Source organism: Burkholderia sp. CpTa8-5 (assembly GCF_017815045.1).
In the GTDB taxonomy this organism is placed as follows: Bacteria; Pseudomonadota; Gammaproteobacteria; order Burkholderiales; family Burkholderiaceae; genus Burkholderia; species Burkholderia sola.
The window spans coordinates 193,889-209,709 of sequence record NZ_JAGIQD010000002.1; the positions used below are offsets into that span (position 1 = coordinate 193,889).

The 15,821-nt window shown below is 68.1% G+C and carries 13 protein-coding genes; 8 read left to right on the forward strand and 5 right to left on the reverse strand.

Features of this window, described 5'->3' with window-relative positions; genetic code table 11:
* Positions 1–56: 56 nt before the first annotated feature.
* Complete coding sequence (pdeR, locus tag J8I35_RS04300) at positions 57–2,060, forward strand: cyclic di-GMP phosphodiesterase (protein WP_050017231.1); 2,004 nt, start codon at positions 57–59, stop codon at positions 2,058–2,060.
* Positions 2,061–2,109: 49 nt separating this feature from the next.
* Here pdeR and J8I35_RS04305 read toward each other — a convergent pair whose 3' ends face one another.
* A complete protein-coding gene (locus J8I35_RS04305) occupies positions 2,110–2,973 on the reverse strand; it encodes a crotonase/enoyl-CoA hydratase family protein (RefSeq protein ID WP_209924590.1) in 864 nt (287 codons plus the stop codon).
* Between the two features lie 709 nt (positions 2,974–3,682).
* Between J8I35_RS04305 and J8I35_RS04310 the strand changes: the two genes are divergently transcribed.
* Both J8I35_RS04310 and J8I35_RS04315 read left to right on the forward strand, forming a co-directional pair.
* Positions 3,683–5,611 (forward strand): DUF3857 domain-containing protein, encoded by a 1,929-nt coding sequence (locus tag J8I35_RS04310; RefSeq protein WP_209924786.1) that lies wholly within the window; start codon positions 3,683–3,685, stop codon positions 5,609–5,611.
* Between the two features lie 69 nt (positions 5,612–5,680).
* Entirely contained in the window at positions 5,681–5,845 is a 165-nt protein-coding gene (locus J8I35_RS04315; protein WP_012338702.1) for a hypothetical protein, read from the forward strand.
* A gap of 37 nt (positions 5,846–5,882) precedes the next feature.
* On the opposite strand, the gene J8I35_RS04320 is transcribed toward J8I35_RS04315, so the two are convergent.
* Positions 5,883–6,932: an AraC family transcriptional regulator gene (locus J8I35_RS04320; protein ID WP_209924591.1), complete on the reverse strand. Its 1,050-nt coding sequence runs from the start codon at positions 6,930–6,932 to the stop codon at positions 5,883–5,885.
* 70 nt (positions 6,933–7,002) lie between these two features.
* Here J8I35_RS04320 and J8I35_RS04325 point away from each other — a divergent pair, with 70 nt between their 5' ends.
* Positions 7,003–8,205, forward strand: coding sequence for an MFS transporter (locus tag J8I35_RS04325; protein WP_089489022.1), 1,203 nt, complete (start codon positions 7,003–7,005; stop codon positions 8,203–8,205).
* A gap of 64 nt (positions 8,206–8,269) precedes the next feature.
* Here J8I35_RS04325 and J8I35_RS04330 read toward each other — a convergent pair whose 3' ends face one another.
* Positions 8,270–9,148, reverse strand: a complete 879-nt coding sequence (locus tag J8I35_RS04330; RefSeq protein WP_176016463.1) for an aldo/keto reductase family oxidoreductase — start codon at positions 9,146–9,148, stop codon at positions 8,270–8,272.
* A 101-nt stretch (positions 9,149–9,249) separates the two neighbouring features.
* On the opposite strand from J8I35_RS04330, the gene J8I35_RS04335 reads away from it, so the two are divergent.
* Positions 9,250–10,149 carry a LysR family transcriptional regulator gene (locus J8I35_RS04335; RefSeq protein WP_050014347.1) on the forward strand — a complete coding sequence of 300 codons (900 nt, stop codon included), beginning with the start codon at positions 9,250–9,252 and terminating at the stop codon, positions 10,147–10,149.
* Between the two features lie 177 nt (positions 10,150–10,326).
* Here the strand turns inward: J8I35_RS04335 and J8I35_RS04340 are convergent, their stop codons facing one another.
* Positions 10,327–11,088, reverse strand: a complete 762-nt coding sequence (locus tag J8I35_RS04340) for an isocitrate lyase/phosphoenolpyruvate mutase family protein (protein WP_209924592.1) — start codon at positions 11,086–11,088, stop codon at positions 10,327–10,329.
* Positions 11,089–11,234: 146 nt separating this feature from the next.
* Positions 11,235–11,702, reverse strand: coding sequence for a MarR family transcriptional regulator (locus J8I35_RS04345; RefSeq protein ID WP_209924593.1), 468 nt, complete (start codon positions 11,700–11,702; stop codon positions 11,235–11,237).
* 81 nt (positions 11,703–11,783) lie between these two features.
* On the opposite strand from J8I35_RS04345, the gene J8I35_RS04350 reads away from it, so the two are divergent.
* The 3 genes from J8I35_RS04350 (at position 11,784) to vgrG (ending at position 15,814) form a co-directional block, all read left to right on the forward strand.
* Positions 11,784–12,152, forward strand: a complete 369-nt coding sequence (locus J8I35_RS04350) for a hypothetical protein (protein WP_050014352.1) — start codon at positions 11,784–11,786, stop codon at positions 12,150–12,152.
* A 95-nt stretch (positions 12,153–12,247) separates the two neighbouring features.
* Positions 12,248–12,865 (forward strand): glutathione S-transferase family protein, encoded by a 618-nt coding sequence (locus J8I35_RS04355; RefSeq protein ID WP_050014353.1) that lies wholly within the window; start codon positions 12,248–12,250, stop codon positions 12,863–12,865.
* A gap of 135 nt (positions 12,866–13,000) precedes the next feature.
* Positions 13,001–15,814 carry a type VI secretion system Vgr family protein gene (gene vgrG / locus J8I35_RS04360; protein WP_209924594.1) on the forward strand — a complete coding sequence of 938 codons (2,814 nt, stop codon included), beginning with the start codon at positions 13,001–13,003 and terminating at the stop codon, positions 15,812–15,814.
* Positions 15,815–15,821 lie beyond the last annotated feature (7 nt).

A 15,821-nucleotide genomic window follows, 5' to 3' on the forward strand; every position in this document is an offset into this window, starting at 1 on the left:
GTGGGGTCACTCGCCTCCGTCTACACTGTGCGTTTTTTTTGGATCGGGGCGTGTCCATGGATGACGAAAACGATAGCGCGGTGCTCGAGGCGCACGTCGGTACGCGCAGCCCCTGCTGGCGTCTCGGCAGCGACAGCAATGCACTCGAACTGGCCGCGGTCCGCGGGCTGACCAACGTCGCGGTCGCGCTGACGGTCGAACAGGCCGGGCGCATCCGCGCGCTGACCGGCGTCACGTCGCACCTCGTGCTCGACATCGTGCTGTTCGGCAGCACGGTCAGCCTCCACCTCGTCGGCAGGAAGGTCAATACGGTCGACTGGGCCGGCACGGCGTCCGCCTATTCCGATACCGAGTCCGTCGCCGGCGACCTGTCGCACGGGCTCGCGTTCGCCGAGCAGGTCGTGTCGGAAGTGAATTCGCTCGTCGTGATCCTCGATCGCAACGGGATGGTGCAGCGCTTCAACCGCCTGTGCGAGGAAGTGACCGGCAAGCGCGAGGTCGACGTGATCGGCCGCAGCGCGTTCGAGCTGTTCATGAGCCCGGAGCAGGGCGCGCAGTCGCGCACCAACATCACGGGCTTTTTCGCGAGCAACCAGTCGTTCGCGGTCGAGCGCTACATCAATACGGTCAACGGGCCGCGCCTGTTTCAGTTCCGCAACAAGTTCGTGCAGAGCGGCAGCGGCGTCGAAGAGCAGTTCCTGATCTGCTCGGGCATCGACATCACCGAGGAGCGCAACGCGCAGCAGCGGCTCACCGAGCTCGCGAACACCGACGTGCTCACCGGGTTGCCGAACCGCCATGCGATCAGCGAGCGCATCCACGCGGCGATCGCGCAGGAGGACGCCAATACGCGCGGCCAGGTCGGCATCCTGTTCCTCGATCTCGACAACTTCAAGCGCGTCAACGATCACTACGGGCACATCACCGGCGACCGCCTGCTGCAGGACGTATCGGCGATCATCAACGGCTGCCTGCCGTCGGGCGCGACGCTCGCGCGGCTCGGCGGCGACGAATTCCTCGTGCTGTTCGAACACGGCACGCGCCCGCTGCTCGAAGCGACCGCGCAGATCATCCTCGAACGGCTGCGCACGCCGATCCATCTCGGGCTGATGGAGGTCTACACGAGCTGCTCGATCGGCATCGCGATGTACCCGCAGCACGGCGATTCGCTCGAGACGCTGATCCGCTGCGCCGACACCGCGATGTACGTCGCGAAGGAGGAAGGCAAGCATACGTATCGCGTGTTCTCGCTCGAGATGAACCAGAAGGTCGCGAAGTACATGTGGCTCGACACGAACCTGCGCAAGGCGCTCGAGGAAGAGCAGTTCGTGCTGTACTACCAGCCGGTCGTCGACATCGCGACGGGCGACGTGCACGGCGTCGAGGCGCTGATCCGCTGGCAGTCGCCCGATCGCGGGCTCGTCGCGCCGATCGAGTTCATCCGTTTCGCGGAAGAGTCGGGGCTGATCGCGCCGCTCGGGCGCTGGGTGATGCGCACCGCGGCCGCGCAGGCCGCCGCGTGGAAAGCGAAGGGGCTCGGCATCCGGATCGCGGTGAACGTGTCCGCTCGGCAGTTGCAGGACATGAACATCGTCCATCAGTTCGCGTCGATTCTCGATGGCGCGGGGCTGAAGCCCGGCCTGCTCGACATCGAGCTGACCGAGAGCTGCTTCATCGAGGACGAGGAGGCGGCCATCGGGCTGATGCGGCAGTTCCGCCAGCTCGGCGCGGAGATCCATCTCGACGATTTCGGCACCGGCTATTCGTCGCTGTCGCAGTTGTCGCGTCTGCCGCTCGACGCGATCAAGCTCGATCGCACCTTCATCACGGCCATCGACCGCAACCCGCGCTCGCAGGCGCTGGTGCACTCGGTCGTGTCGCTCGCGAAGGCGCTGAATTTCGCGGTGGTCGCCGAAGGCGTCGAAACGCATGCGGAAGCCGAATTCCTCAAGCAGCTCGACGTCGATCACGCGCAGGGCTACTACTACGCGCGGCCGATGCCGGCGCAGGCGTTCGAGGCGTGGCTCGCGGAGACGAGAAAGCTCAGGCTGATCGCCTGAGCGTCGTTCCGGAAAAAGGCGCCGCCGGCCGTCGGCGGCGCCCGTCGCATTACACCGTGCGCAACTTCGACACGCGCCGGTTCTGCAGCATCACCAGGCGTTCCATGTACGCGAGGTCCTTCGGCTCGATCGTGAACGCCGCATGCACCCACGCTTCCGTGATGTCCATCAGCTCCGAGCGCGACAGCTGGAACACGCGATCGCGGGCGCGCAGCATCGCGCGGATGCCGTTCAGCTTCGGCTTTGCCACGTCGATGAAGGTGCGCGTCGCCAGATACGCATCACCTGCTTCGAACGTCTCGTCGATCAGCCCCTGGTCTTCGTACCACTCGGCCGCATGCGCTTCGCCGGTCGCGATCAGCGATTCCGCGAGGCCGCGGTTCGCCTTGCGCGCGACCAGCGAATAGCCGCCCATGCCCGGGAACAGGTTGAACGCGATCTCGGGGAACCCGAGTTTCACGCCCTTCTGCGCGAGCACGTAGTGATGCGCGAGCGCGGCCTCGAAGCCGCCGCCGAGCGCGCTGCCCTCGACCATCGCGATCGAGATCGCGCCGGTGCCGAAGCCGGTGTAGATCTCGTACACGCCGTCGATGCACGAGCGCGCGTAGGCCATCAGTTGATCGCGCCGGCCGCTGCGGATCGCGTCGACGAAGAAGCTCAGGTCGCCGCCGACGTTGAACAGCTCGGGGACGAGCGAGCCCGTCACCCAGAAGTCGAACGTGAGGCCCGAGTCGCGTGCGACGCGCGCGAGCTGGATGATGTCGGTGACGAGTTGCTGGTTGAAACACGGCCGCGGCTCCGATCGCAGCATCATCCACATGACATTGCGGCCTTCTTCGTAGAAGGCGGTCAGTTGCGAGAGTTCGCCGGCTTCGTAAAACGGGCGGCATGCCGGATGAGATTGGAGTTGCATGGTATGTCCTCGTGAGATGTGGTTTTTAAAGCGCGCCGCGCCAGGCGCCATGCGGGAATCGGGTCGCCTGCATGGCGCCCGGCGCGAGGCATCGCCATTGTTGCGCGCGCACAAATGTCGAATTGCGGGGAAAAACGCACGACCGGGACGCCGGCGCGGATCGCGTTCGGGCGAAGCGGCGGGGACGACGGACGGCGGAACGAGGGGCCGACGTCGGCGGGGCGGAGGGGGCTGGCGCGGAGCGGGCGCGGCGGCGATGACGCGGCCGGCGTCGCCGGTCGCTTACGCGCCGGAAAGCGCGTCGGGACGCCGATCGGCCGTAGCGGGTCGGGCCGATCGAAGTACGGATGGCTTGTCGCGCCGTGAGCGTGAGGGATAGCGCGGCTCGCATGGCCGCGCGGTGTCGATCGGTTTCGGACGCCGCCGCTCGAGATGCCGCGCCGTCGGCAAGATGCCGAAGCCGATCACGCCGCCCGCGACACGAACGCAATCACACGGTCAACGGATCTCGAAGGCGCCGTCGCTCGGCATCACGTTTCCTTCCCGACGGCGCGGCTTGACGCTCGCCGGCACGGCGCCCACACTGGGCCGCACGATGGCCACGCGCGCGGGTGGCGCGGGCGGCCGTCATGTGCGCGTCATGCAGGCACGGCTGCCGCACCGGCGCGCGGCGCTGGCGTCCGGCAACGAACGCGCGGAGAACTTCGACGTGGTGCGTTTTCCTTCCCGATGGACCGGCTGCCTGTTCGCGTGCGCCGTGGCGCTCGGCGCGGGTACGGCCGTGGCCGATATGCGCGACACGGGCGGCATGGGCGACATGAGCGACTCGCGCGCGGCGGCCGATGCAGCAGCGCCCGTCACGCTCGTCAGCGACGTCCACGAGTTCGTGATCCAGCACGACGGTTCGCTCGACGAGCACGACGATTCGACGCTGCGCGCGAACGACGCGAACGGCATCGACGCGGTCGCGCAGCGCTACGTGTGGTTCGACAGGAATCTCGAGAAGGTCGAGCTGGTCGCGGCCGAGACGATCGACCGCGACGGCGTCGCGCATCCGGTCGGTGCGGACGGCATCCGCGACGTGCAGGAGCCGCGCTCGGCCGGCGCGCCGACGTTCCAGGACGGGCTGCTGCGCACCGTCGTGTTTCCCGGCGTCGAGGCCGGGTCGAGCACGCGCGTCGCGTTCCGCAAGACCCGCACGAAGCCGGTCAATCGCGGCTATTTCGGCTATACCGTCGAGCCGTCGCGCGAGCCGGTCGACAGCCAGCGGCTGATCTTCGACCTGCCGGCCGACATGCCGCTGTATGCGGATGCGCGCGGCTACGTCGCGCTGCCGCCCGTCACGGCGAACGGCCGCACGCGCTACGAATTCGACTACCGGCACGGCGCGTACGACCGCATCGAGAGCGGCGCGGTCGGCTATCCGACCTACGGCGACCGGCTCGTCGTGTCGACGCTGCCCGACTACGCGGCGTTCGCCGCACGCTACCGCAACGCGGCCGTCGACCCGAGCGCGAACGATCCGGCCGTCGTGCAACTGGCGCGCGCGCTCACCGCGAATGCCGTCGATCCGCGCGACAGGGCGCGCATCCTGTACGACTGGGTGCAGGCGAACGTGCGCTACGTCGGGCTGTTTCTCGGCGAAACGGCCGCCGCGCCGCATCGCGTGACCGACATCCTGCGCAACCGCTACGGCGACTGCAAGGATCACGTCGCGCTGTTCGGCGCGTTGCTCGCGGCGGTCGGCATTCGCAGCGAACCGGTGCTGATCAATCTCGGCGCCGTGTACACGCTGCCGTCGGTGCCCGGCTACGGCGGCGGCGCGATCAACCATGCGATCACGTGGCTGCCCGATCTCCGGCTCTACGCGGATACGACGACGGCTGGCATCGCGTTCGGCTACCTGCCGCCGATCGTGATGGACCGCCCGGCGCTGCTCGTCGATACCGGCGTGCTGTCGCGCACGCCGGCCACGCAGCCGCGCGGCCGCACCGCGCGAATCGCGATCGATGCCGCGCAGCCGGGCGCCGCGCGTGTTCAGGCTTATGTGCAGGATGACGGCTGGACCGCCGAACTCGAACGCAACCTGTTTCGCCGCGCGTCGCGCGACCGCCTCGCGCAACTGGCGAACGAGCGCTTGCGGCAAAGCGGCCTGCGCGGCCGCGCGCAACTGTCGACCAGCGACCGGCGCGTGACCGGCGGGCCGTTCGACGTGACCGTGACCGGCACGCTCGATCGTTTCGTGTGGCCGGACGGTACGACCGCGTTGCCCGCGCTGTCGAGCCTGACGGGCGGTATCGCGACGCAGGTCGAAACCTGGCTGGCCGAGCCCGTGCGCACGCAGCCGTGGGGCTGCGTCGGCGGCACGTTCGACGAGACCGGCCAGATCGTGCTGCCGGCGGGCGTGGTCCTGACCGACCTGCCGGCCGATGCGGCCGTGCACGACCGCTTCGTCGATTTCACGTCGCATTACGTGTTCGATGCGGCCGCGCGCGTCGTGCAGGTCACGCGGCGGATGAGCGCGGATTTCGGCCGTCAGGTATGCACGCCGGACGAGTTCGTGGCGCTGCGCGCGTCGCTCGAGCGCATCGAGCGCGACACGCAGGCGCAGATCGTCGTGCGGGCGAAGCCGCGTTGAACGGCGCGGGCACGGCATTCGCTCCGAACGGGCGAATCACCGGAATCGCCGACGCGCAGGAGGGACATCATGACGGAACGGGATCACGAGATCGCCGAACTCTCGAAGGAATTGCTGGGCAGGATCGTGCAGGGCACGGTCGCGACCGGCGCGGCAGTCGATGTGGAGCAGTGCGCGGCGCTCGCCGTGCAGTGCGCGACGGCGCTGGTCGATCGGCTCGACGCGTTGAAGTGATGCAGGGCGGCCCGGCGTCGGCGCCGCGCGCCGGGCGTTACGCTTCGGCGCGCACGTCGCCGTCCGCGCGCACGGCGCCCGGCGGCTTGCCGACCACGCGCTTGAACGCGCGGCTGAACGCGGCGAGCGAACCGTAGCCGAGCCGGTACGCGACCGCTTCGATCGTCTCGCGGTCGCGCGCGATCCACTGCGCGGCGAGCCGCATCCGCAGCTCGGTCAGGTAGCGCACGGGCGTCATCCCGGTCGCCGCGAGGAAGCGCTCGGCGAACACCGAGCGCGACACGCCCGCTTCGGTCGCGAGTTCCGCGACGCTCCAGTTGCGGCCCGGGTCGCGATGCAGCGCGACGATCGCGCGGCCGAGCTTCGGCTCGCGCAGTGCCTGCACCCAGCCGGTCGCGTCGCCGCATCCGCACTCGACCCAGCCGCGCACGATGAACGCCGCGACCACGTCCGCCAGCCGCGCGAGGATGCCCGCGAAGCCCGCGCGCGCCGTGCACGCTTCGCGCTCCATCGCATCGAGCATCGGGCGGATTTCCGGGTAGCGCGCGAGCAGCGTGCCCACGTGCATGAACGCGGGCATCGTGCCGACCAGCGGCTGCATGCCGCCGAGGTCGAGTTCCATGCAGGCGCTGAAGATCAGCGCATCGCCGGCGCCGGGTTCCTTCGTCGCGCAGCTCGTGGGCGACACGCCGGCCGACGCCACCGACGCGACCGTATCGCAGATCTTCGCGACCTCGAAGCCGTCGATCTCGCGGCACGGCACATCCGGATCGGACACCAGCGCGTGCATGCCGCCGTGCGGCAACAGGATCGCGTCGCCGGCCTCGAGCCGCATCGTCTCGCCCGTCGCGTCGCGCAGCAGCACGGGTCCGCGCACGATGAAATGGAACTGCGCGCGGCCCGTCCCGTGGCCGAAACTCAGCCCGAACGGCCGCGCGACCTGGATCCGGCGGTACTGGACGCCGCTCAGGCGCATCCCCAGCAGCAGCTCGCTGACGAGGTCGTGCGCGTCGGGGATCGGGGGAAGCAGCGGCTCGGACATGGCGAGATTCGGACGAACGATCAATAACAACGGATTGTATGTCATAGACCGTCCTGCCGCTGTTCCTTACGATAGCCCCTCATCAGTACTTTCCCTAACCGACACGGAATCCCGCATGAATCCCGGAATCTCCTCGGCCGCCTCGACGGCGGCCCCCCGCGAACCGGCCTGGGGCGCGGTATTCGCGATGGCGCTCGGCGTGTTCGGGCTGGTCACGGCCGAATTCCTGCCGGCGAGCCTGCTGACGCCGATGGCCGACAGCCTCGGCGTGACCGAAGGCGTGGCCGGGCAAGCCGTCACGGCCACGGCCACGGTCGCGCTCGTCACGAGCCTGCTGATCTCGGCGCTCACGCGCACGATCGACCGGCGGCGCGTGCTGCTCGTGTTCTCGGTGCTGCTCGTCGCATCGAACCTCGCCGTCGCGTTCGCGCCGAACCTGGGCGTGCTGCTGTTCGGCCGCGTCGTGCTCGGCATCGCGCTCGGCGGCTTCTGGACGATGGCGACCGCCACCGCGATGCGGCTCGTGCCGACGGCGATGGTGCCGCGCGCGCTGTCGATCATCTTCAGCGGCGTGGCGGTCGCGACGATCGCGTCCGCGCCGATGGGCAGCTACTTCGGCCACCTGATCGGCTGGCGCAACGTGTTCCTGATCGCGGCCGTGATCGGCGGCATCGCGTTCGTGTCGCAGATCCTCACGCTGCCGTCGATGCCGCCGAGCGGCACGACGCGGCTGCGCACGCTGATCGACGTGCTGCGCCGGCCGACCGTCGGCCTCGGGATGTTCGCGACGATCCTCGTGTTCACCGGACATTTCGCGTTCTTCACGTATCTGCGGCCGTTCCTCGAACAGGTGGCGGGCGTCGGCGTGAACGGACTGTCGGCGATCCTGCTCGGCTACGGCATCGCGAACTTCGTCGGCACGTCGCTCGCGGGCCGCGTGCTCGAACACCGGCTGCGGCCGATGCTGATCGGCATGCCCGCGTTGATGGTCGTGCTCGGCATCGCGCTCGTCGTGCTCGGCCGCGCGCCGATGATCGACGCGGTATTGGTCGCGTTGTGGGGGATGGCGTTCGGCGGCGTGCCGGTCGCATGGTCGACGTGGGTGACGCGCACCGTGCCCGACGAAGCCGAGAGCGCGGGCGGGTTGATCGTCGCGGCGATCCAGCTTGCGATCGCGACGGGCGCGGCCGTCGGCGGCGTCGTGTTCGACGCGAACGGCGCGGCAGGCGTGTTCGTCGGCGCGGCGATCGTGCTCGCGGTGGCGGTCGCGACGATCGTGACCGGCGTGCCGAAGCGGGTCGGCGTGGTCGCGTCCTGACCGTCTGGCGGCCTAGCGGCCCGGCGGCTCGTGTCGCACGGGCTACCGGGCGATCGGCCGCACGTCAGGCGGCGCCGGCGTCCGCGATGCGGTCGAGTGCCGCGAGCGCGTCGGCCGGCAGATCGAGATCGGCCGCCGCGAGATTCTCGCGCAGATGCGCGACCGACGACGTGCCGGGAATCAGCAGAAGATTCGGCGCGCGGCGCAGCAGCCACGCGAGCGCGACCTGCATCGGCGTCGCGCCGATCCGGGCCGCGACGCCGGACAGCGTCGACGACTGCAGCGGCGAGAAGCCGCCGAGCGGAAAGTACGGCACGTACGCGATGCCGTCACGGGCCAGCGCGTCGATCAGCGCATCGTCGCCGCGATGCGCGATGTTGTAGTGGTTCTGCACGCAGACGATGTCGCAGATCCGCCGGCCTTGCGCGACCTGTGCGGGCGTGACGTTGCTCAGGCCGATGTGCCGGACGAGCCCGCGCCGCTGCAGCTCGGCGAGCGTGGTCAGCGGCGCTTCGATCGATCCTTCGGCCGGCCCGTGCGTGTCGAACATGATGCGCAGGTTGACGATGTCGAGCACGTCGAGCCCCAGGTTGCGCAGGTTGTCGTGCACGGCCCGTTCGAGTTCGTCGGGCGCGAAGGCGGGCAGCCACGATGCGTCGTCGCCGCGCCGCGCACCGATCTTGGTGACGATCACGAGATCGTCGCGGTACGGATGCAATGCGTCGCGAATCAACTGGTTCGTCACATGCGGGCCGTAGAAGTCGCTGGTGTCGAGATGGTCGACGCCGGATTCCACGGCTTCGCGCAACACGTTCAATGCGGCCTCGCGATCTTTCGGCGGGCCGAATACACCGGGGCCCGCCAGCTGCATCGCGCCGTAGCCGATCCGTTTGACGTGGCGATCGCCGAGCCTGAAGGTGGCGGTGTGGCGAATATCGGGCATGACCTTGCTCCTGTCGAAGAGATGAATGCGTTCAGCATAAGGACGAGTCGGCTGCGCGATAAGCGGGCATAATTCGCACGGGTTGTACGAAAAGGCGAACAATGCAAACCGATCTCGGCGATCTGAACGCATTCATGGCCGTCGCACGCGCGAGCGGCTTCCGCGACGCCGCTCGCGTGACGGGCCTCAGCGCGTCGGGGCTGAGCGAGGCCGTGCGCCGGCTGGAAGCGCGGCTCGGCGTGCGGCTGCTGCATCGCACGACGCGCAGCGTCGTGCCCACCGAAGCCGGCGAGCGCCTGCTCGCACGGCTCGGGCCCGCGCTGACCGAAGTGGCGGCGGCGCTCGACGGTATCGACGAATTCCGCGGCCGACCGGCCGGCACGCTGAAGCTCAACGTGCCGGTCAGCGCATCGCGGCTCGTGCTGCCGGCGATCGTGCCGCGCTTTCTCGATGCGTATCCGGACATCCGGCTGGAAGTGACGGCCGACGAAAGTTTCGTCGACGTGCTGGCGGCCGGATGCGACGCGGGCATCCGCTACGACGAACGGCTCGAACAGGACATGATCGCGGTGCCGATCGGCCCGCGCATCCAGCGGTTCGCGACCGCGGCGGCGCCCGGCTATCTCGACCGGCACGGCCGGCCGCAGCATCCGCGCGACCTGCTCGACCATCGGTGCCTGCGCGGGCGTTTCGCCAGCGGCGCGATGCCGCCGTGGGAGTTCGAGCGCGACGGCGAGGTCGTGCGGGTCGAGCCGGCCGCGGGGCCGTTGCTGGTCCAGATCGGCGGGGCGACGGAGTTGATGGTCGATGCGGCGATCGCCGGGACGGGCATCGTGCATCTGTTCGAAGACTGGCTGCGCCCGCATGTCGACAGCGGCGCGCTCGAACCTGTGCTCGAACCGTGGTGGCGACCGTTCTCGGGGCCTTTCCTGTATTACCCGGGGCGGCGTCTCGTGCCGCCGGCACTGCGCGCGTTCATCGATTTCATCAAGGCATCCTGAGCGCCGATCAGCGCGCCGGGGCGTGTGCGTCGAGCAGGCGCCGCGCGTCGTCGTCGCTCATGCGGCCGACCCACGCGCTGCGGCAAACGCGCGACAACCGAAGCGCGGAAGCGGGCGCCGATGACACGGAAGGTCGTCGTTTGATGGGCAGCAGGCACCCGCCGCCCCGTGAAGCCGTTACCCGCCTTGCTTGACCAGCGCCGCCAGCGCTTTCATCGCCTGCAGGTACGGATACGGCCCGTGGCTGATGCGCGCCACGCCGTACTCGGCGAGTTCCGCGATCGTCGGCGCTTCCGACACGCGCATCACGTTCACCGGCAGCGGCGACGCGGCCGTCAGTGCGCGAATCAGCGCCGGCGAGCGCAGGCCCGGCACGAACAGGCCGTCGGCGCCGGCGGCCGCATACGCGCGGGCGCGCGCCAGCGTCGCGTCGAGCAAGCGTTCGTCGTGCGTATCGGCTGCTGCCGTGAAGAACACGTCGGTGCGCGCGTTGATGAAGTAATCGGCGCCCGCGCGATCGGCCGCCCGCCGGGCTGCCGCGAGGCGGGCCGCCGCCTCGTCGACGTCGCGCAGTTCGCCCGTGGCCGGAAAGCTGTCTTCGAGATTGCAGCCGATCGCGCCGGCCTGGATGCTCAGCGTGATCGTGTCGCCGACATCCTCCGGCCGTTCGCCGTACCCGCTTTCGAGATCGACGGTGACGGGCAGGTCCGTCGCGCGCACGATCCGCTCCAGCACGTCCATCATCAGTGCGCGCGGCATCTGCTCGCCGTCGGCGAAACCGTTGGCCGCCGCGACCGACCAACTGCCGGTGGCCAATGCGACGGCGCCCGCGTCGGCCGCCGTGCGCGCACTGCCGGCATCCCACACGTTGAACAGCGCGAGCGGCTGGCCCGCGCGGTGAAGCGACCGGAAAATCGCGCCTTTCTCGTTGTTGCCCATACTCGTCTCCTGATGGATGCCGGACCGATTGTCGTGCCGAGCGATATTGCCACCGAATCGGGCGGTGCGACCGGCTTGCGCAATGTCTGCTGACAGCGCGTGACAGGAAGTGCGCATGACGACCGCAGCGCGATCCGCAGGCCGCTTCAGTCGCGCGACTCCGGATCGATCGACAGCGTGCGCAGCTGGCCGCGCAACTGGTCGACTTCGCCCGGCGCGAACGGCCGCTCGATCTCGGCGTGCGCCTGTTGCCACAGCGGGAACGCTTCGGCCAGCAGGTCGTGCCCGGCCGGCGTCAGCGAGAGCAGGCGGCTGCGTCCGTCGTCGGGATCCTGGACGATCGTGACGAGGCCGCGCCGCTCGAGCGGCTTGAGCGCGGCCGTGAGCGTGGTGCGGTCCATCGCGAGCAGCGACGCGACCGATTTCATCGGCGCCGGTTGCGGCCGGTTCAACGACATCAGCAGCGAAAACTGGCCGTTGGTGAGGTCGAGCGGGCGCAGCACGTCGTCGAAGATACGCGCGAGATTGCGCGCCGCGCGCTGCATGTGCAAACACAGGCAGCAATCGCGCACCATCAGCGTCGTTTCGAAGGGAAGCTTTTCTTTTCGTGCCATGTTGCAATTGTGTTGATATCAACCTATCTTGTCAAGGTCGAGGCGCGGCAACCCGCCGCGTCCGTCATCGGAGGAGCAGGCATGAGTGCGCAACCACAGTTGTATCTCGCCGTATTTCTCGGGAGCCAGGATAGCCCGGCGATGAAGGCATGGCTCGCGCTGCCGGAGGACGAGCGGCGCACGCGCGAGCGCGACGGCATCGCCGCATGGCATGCGTGGGTCGACCGGCATCGCGACGCGATCGTCGAGCTGGGCGGGCCGCTCGGCAAGACCAAGAACATCGACGCAGCCGGCATCCGCGACACGACCAATGCGTTGACCGGCTTCACCGTCGTGCGGGCGGCGTCGCACGACGCGGCCGCCGCGCTGTTCGAAGGTCATCCGCATTTCACGCTGTTCCCGGGCGTGTCGGTCGACGTGATGCCGGTACTGGCGATTCCCGGCGCGTGAGCGACGGGTGATGCCGCGCGACGCGCGTCGCTTCGTTCGATCCGTCGTGCCCGGCATGCAGACATTTTCCCGACATTCATGGATGGAGACTGGCGATGAAGCTTTACGGATTTGCCGGCACGCGCTCGCAGCGCGCGCTGTGGGGGCTGAAGGAACTGGATGCGGATTTCGAATTCGTGTCGGTCAACCTGCTCGAGGGCGAGCACAAGCGGCCCGAATTCCTGCGCCTCAATCCGGCCGGCAAGGTGCCCGTGCTGGTGGACGGCGACCTCGTGATTCCCGAATCGGCCGCGATCGTGCTGTATCTCGCGGACAAGTACCCGGAGAAGGCGCTGCTGCCCGTCGATCCGGCGTTGCGGGCGCAAGCCTATCGGTGGGTCATGTTCGCGGTGACGGAGCTCGAGCAGCCGCTGTGGCGCATCACGCGGCACACGTTCCTCTATCCGCCGGAGAAGCGCTCGCCGGCCGATATCGAACTGGCGCGCGAGGATTTCGCGACGATGGCCGCGATTCTCGACACGCATCTCGAGGGGCGCGAATTCATCGTCGGCGATACGCTGACGGTGGCCGATTGCGTGACGGCGTACCTGATCGACTGGGCAAGCGAATGCCATTTGATCGAACCGTTCCCGCAACTGCGCGCGTATCTGGAACGGCTGTATGCGCGGCCGAAGGCGCCGCAGCGGATCGCGGAGGCGAGGAAGGCGGCGTGAAATGGTGGTCGGTCATGTCGATTGGCGTGATCGGCCACGAACATTGTTGCAGACCGTTGCAATTCGCTGGACGAGAACCCGGCCATCCTTTATCCCTTCTGCTTCCGAGAAAAACGCGGTTGCTGAGAGGGAAGCATGGCCCGAGAACGAGATACGCAACGCTCAGTCGCGCAGTGGATAACCGGTCGTCAGTCGTATTTCCTCGAGGTGCCCAGCGCACCCGTGGCGCCGGATCTGTCGATCATGTCGTTCGTGCTCGACGAGCGACTCGGCGAGCCCTATCGGATCGAGGTGACGCTGACCAGCCCGGTTTCGCTCGCACGCGCCGATTACCTCAATCGCCCCGCGATCTTTACGATCGAGCCGCCCGGCACGAACGTCGCGACGGACGCGATACGTCGATTCGCCGGCTGCATCACCGCGTTCGGTCAGATCCGAAAGACGCGCGATTTCGTATCGTACAGGATCGTCGTCGAGCCGTTCGTCGCCCGTTTGCGCCTCGTGGAGGCGACCCGCATTTATCAGCAACAGTCCGTGCCCGAAATCGTCGAATCGATCCTCAGGCGGCACGAATTCCGCGCGCACCAGTTTTCGTTCAAGCTGCGGCGCGCGTATCCGCGTCTTGCGTTTCGCATGCAGTACCGGATGTCCGACTGGGATTACATTCGCCTGCTGATGGAACAAACCGGATTATTCTGTTTTTTCCGCGCGGGACAGCATGGCGACGAACTGCATTTCGGCGATGATGTCGATGCCTATTCGTATCGTCCGCAAGTCGTCATTCCGTACCGCGAAGCAAGCGGCCTGGAAAGTGGTCACGAGGCCGTGCTTTCGCTCGAATCGTTAAGCGAAACGATTCCTCGTTCGATCAAGGTCGCCGATTACAACCCCGAGAAGGCTGACGACCGATTCAACGCCGAGGCGACCATCGCGCGCGAAGATCCGACGACTTGGGGGGCGAGCTACGTCTATGGCACTCACCATGCCGACGGCGACGAAGCGCGGCGTGAAGCGCAATTGCGCCGCGAGGCGGCGCTTGCATGGCAGGTCACGTATTCGGGCAAGAGTTCGGTCGTCGACTTCGCGCCGGGGCTTGTCGCGAAGCTCGACGAGCAACCGGCCGACGCGCCGCACGGGATCGTCATCGTGTCGGTGCGCCATGCGGGCGGCCGGGATGCGTCGTATATCAACACGTTCGATGCGATTCCGTGCGGCCGGCCGTTTCGGCTGAAACTCGACGAGCGCCGCTGGCCTGCGATTGCCGGCACGTTGTCGGCACGGGTCACGACACCGGGCGCTTCGCCGTATGCGCACCTGACGAGCGACGGCTATTACACCGTGCGCTTCGATTTCGACTTCGACACATGGCCGGCCGGCGGTGAGTGCGTGCCGCTGCGCCTCGCCAAGCCCTTCGCAGGCAGCCATCAGACGGGATTTCACTTTCCGTTGCTGGCCGATACCGAAGTCGCGGTCGCATTTGCCGGCGGCAACCCGAACCGGCCGTATATCGCGCATGCGCACCATTACAGTCAGGCCGTCGATCTGGTCACGAGCCGGGATGGCTTCAACACGCGCAACGTGATTCGCACGCGAGCGAACAACAAGCTTCGCTTCGAGGATCGGAAGGGGCGCGAAAGCATCAAGCTGTCGACGGATTACGGTGGAAAGACGCAGGTCAACCTCGGGCATTTCGTCGACAGCCGGCAGCAGACGCGCGGTGAAGGGTTCGAGGTCCGGACCGACGAGCGCGGCGTGCTGCGCGCCGGCAAGGGACTGTTCCTGTCGGCCGACGCGCAGTCGAGTGCGGGCGGGCACGCTTTCCACATGGCGGTCGCGCGGCGGCAACTCGACGCGGCGCGATCCCGCATGCGCAGTCTGGGCGATGCGGTCGAGAAGGCGCGAGCGACGATGGCGGCCTGCGAAGCGCAGCAGGCGTTGCTCGAAGCGCAGGTTCGTGATCTCGAAGCTGCCGTGCTGCTCGCATCCGCACCGCACGGGGTCGCCGTGACCAGCGGAGAACACATGCAATTGGCGGCTGACGGACATCTTTTCACGACGACGGGCGGCAACGCCGATGCGGCGATCGGCGGCAACTATACGGTTGCAGCGGGCAATGCGGTGTCGCTGTATGCGAATGCGCACGGAATGAAGCTGTACGCGGGCGCGGGCAAGGTCGACGTTCAGGCGCAAGCGGATGCGCTCGAACTGACGGCGCTGAAGGGTGTGACGATCGCGAGCACGTCGGATGCGGTGACGCTGAATGCGCAGAAGGCGCTGGTGCTGATGTGCGGCGGCGCCTATATCAAGCTCGAAGGCGGGACAGTGGAGATCGGCAGTGCGGGCGAGATCCGATTGCGGGGGCCGGTGAGTGCCGGGCCGTCCGCGACCCGTCGGCAGGCGTTGCCGCTGATGCCGGCACAGGAACAAACCGGCATGCAACTCTGGCATGCGTATCCGAATGGCGAGCCGGTCAGGAACGCAAAGTATCGCGTGACGTTCCCGGACGGTTCGTGGCGCGAGGGCAGGCTCGATGCCGACGGCCGGGGCACGGTGGCGGATATGCCGCGCGGCGGTGGCTCGGTCCAGTATTTCGAGGAAGACCACGATCTTCAGGACACCACGCGCAAGTGGGGCGATCCGCAAGGGACGCCACCATTTTCGCCGGCGAGCGGGGATGCCGGCCACACGGTGCCGAGTCTCGTCGGGGCGTCGATGACGGCCGCGATTCCCATAGCGGAGTCGGCCGGGCAAGCGCTCGGGGCGGCCGCGCTCGTCAGGGAAGCCGCATCGGGCGGGGCGGCGAACGTCGCGAACGGCGATGCCGCTGCGCTTGCCCGGGCCTCGCTCGACGCTGTCGGCAAGCCAGTCGCGAATTCCACAAGCAATCACGCGGCGGCTTCGATGCCCGGCGCCGCCCCCGGTCTCGTCAAAACCACCGTGTCGCGCTGATCGCGCG

Bases quoted from the DNA above. Each gene is read 5' to 3' on its own strand.
- pdeR (WP_050017231.1), top strand. From the start codon at position 57: ATGGATGACGAAAACGATAGCGCGGTGCTCGAGGCGCACGTCGGTACG.
- J8I35_RS04305 (WP_209924590.1), bottom strand. From the start codon at position 2,973: ATGCAACTCCAATCTCATCCGGCATGCCGCCCGTTTTACGAAGCCGGC.
- J8I35_RS04315 (WP_012338702.1), top strand. From the start codon at position 5,681: ATGACGGAACGGGATCACGAGATCGCCGAACTCTCGAAGGAATTGCTG.
- J8I35_RS04320 (WP_209924591.1), bottom strand. From the start codon at position 6,932: ATGACATACAATCCGTTGTTATTGATCGTTCGTCCGAATCTCGCCATG.
- J8I35_RS04325 (WP_089489022.1), top strand. From the start codon at position 7,003: ATGAATCCCGGAATCTCCTCGGCCGCCTCGACGGCGGCCCCCCGCGAA.
- J8I35_RS04330 (WP_176016463.1), bottom strand. From the start codon at position 9,148: ATGCCCGATATTCGCCACACCGCCACCTTCAGGCTCGGCGATCGCCAC.
- J8I35_RS04335 (WP_050014347.1), top strand. From the start codon at position 9,250: ATGCAAACCGATCTCGGCGATCTGAACGCATTCATGGCCGTCGCACGC.
- J8I35_RS04340 (WP_209924592.1), bottom strand. From the start codon at position 11,088: ATGGGCAACAACGAGAAAGGCGCGATTTTCCGGTCGCTTCACCGCGCG.
- J8I35_RS04345 (WP_209924593.1), bottom strand. From the start codon at position 11,702: ATGGCACGAAAAGAAAAGCTTCCCTTCGAAACGACGCTGATGGTGCGC.
- J8I35_RS04350 (WP_050014352.1), top strand. From the start codon at position 11,784: ATGAGTGCGCAACCACAGTTGTATCTCGCCGTATTTCTCGGGAGCCAG.
- J8I35_RS04355 (WP_050014353.1), top strand. From the start codon at position 12,248: ATGAAGCTTTACGGATTTGCCGGCACGCGCTCGCAGCGCGCGCTGTGG.
- vgrG (WP_209924594.1), top strand. From the start codon at position 13,001: ATGGCCCGAGAACGAGATACGCAACGCTCAGTCGCGCAGTGGATAACC.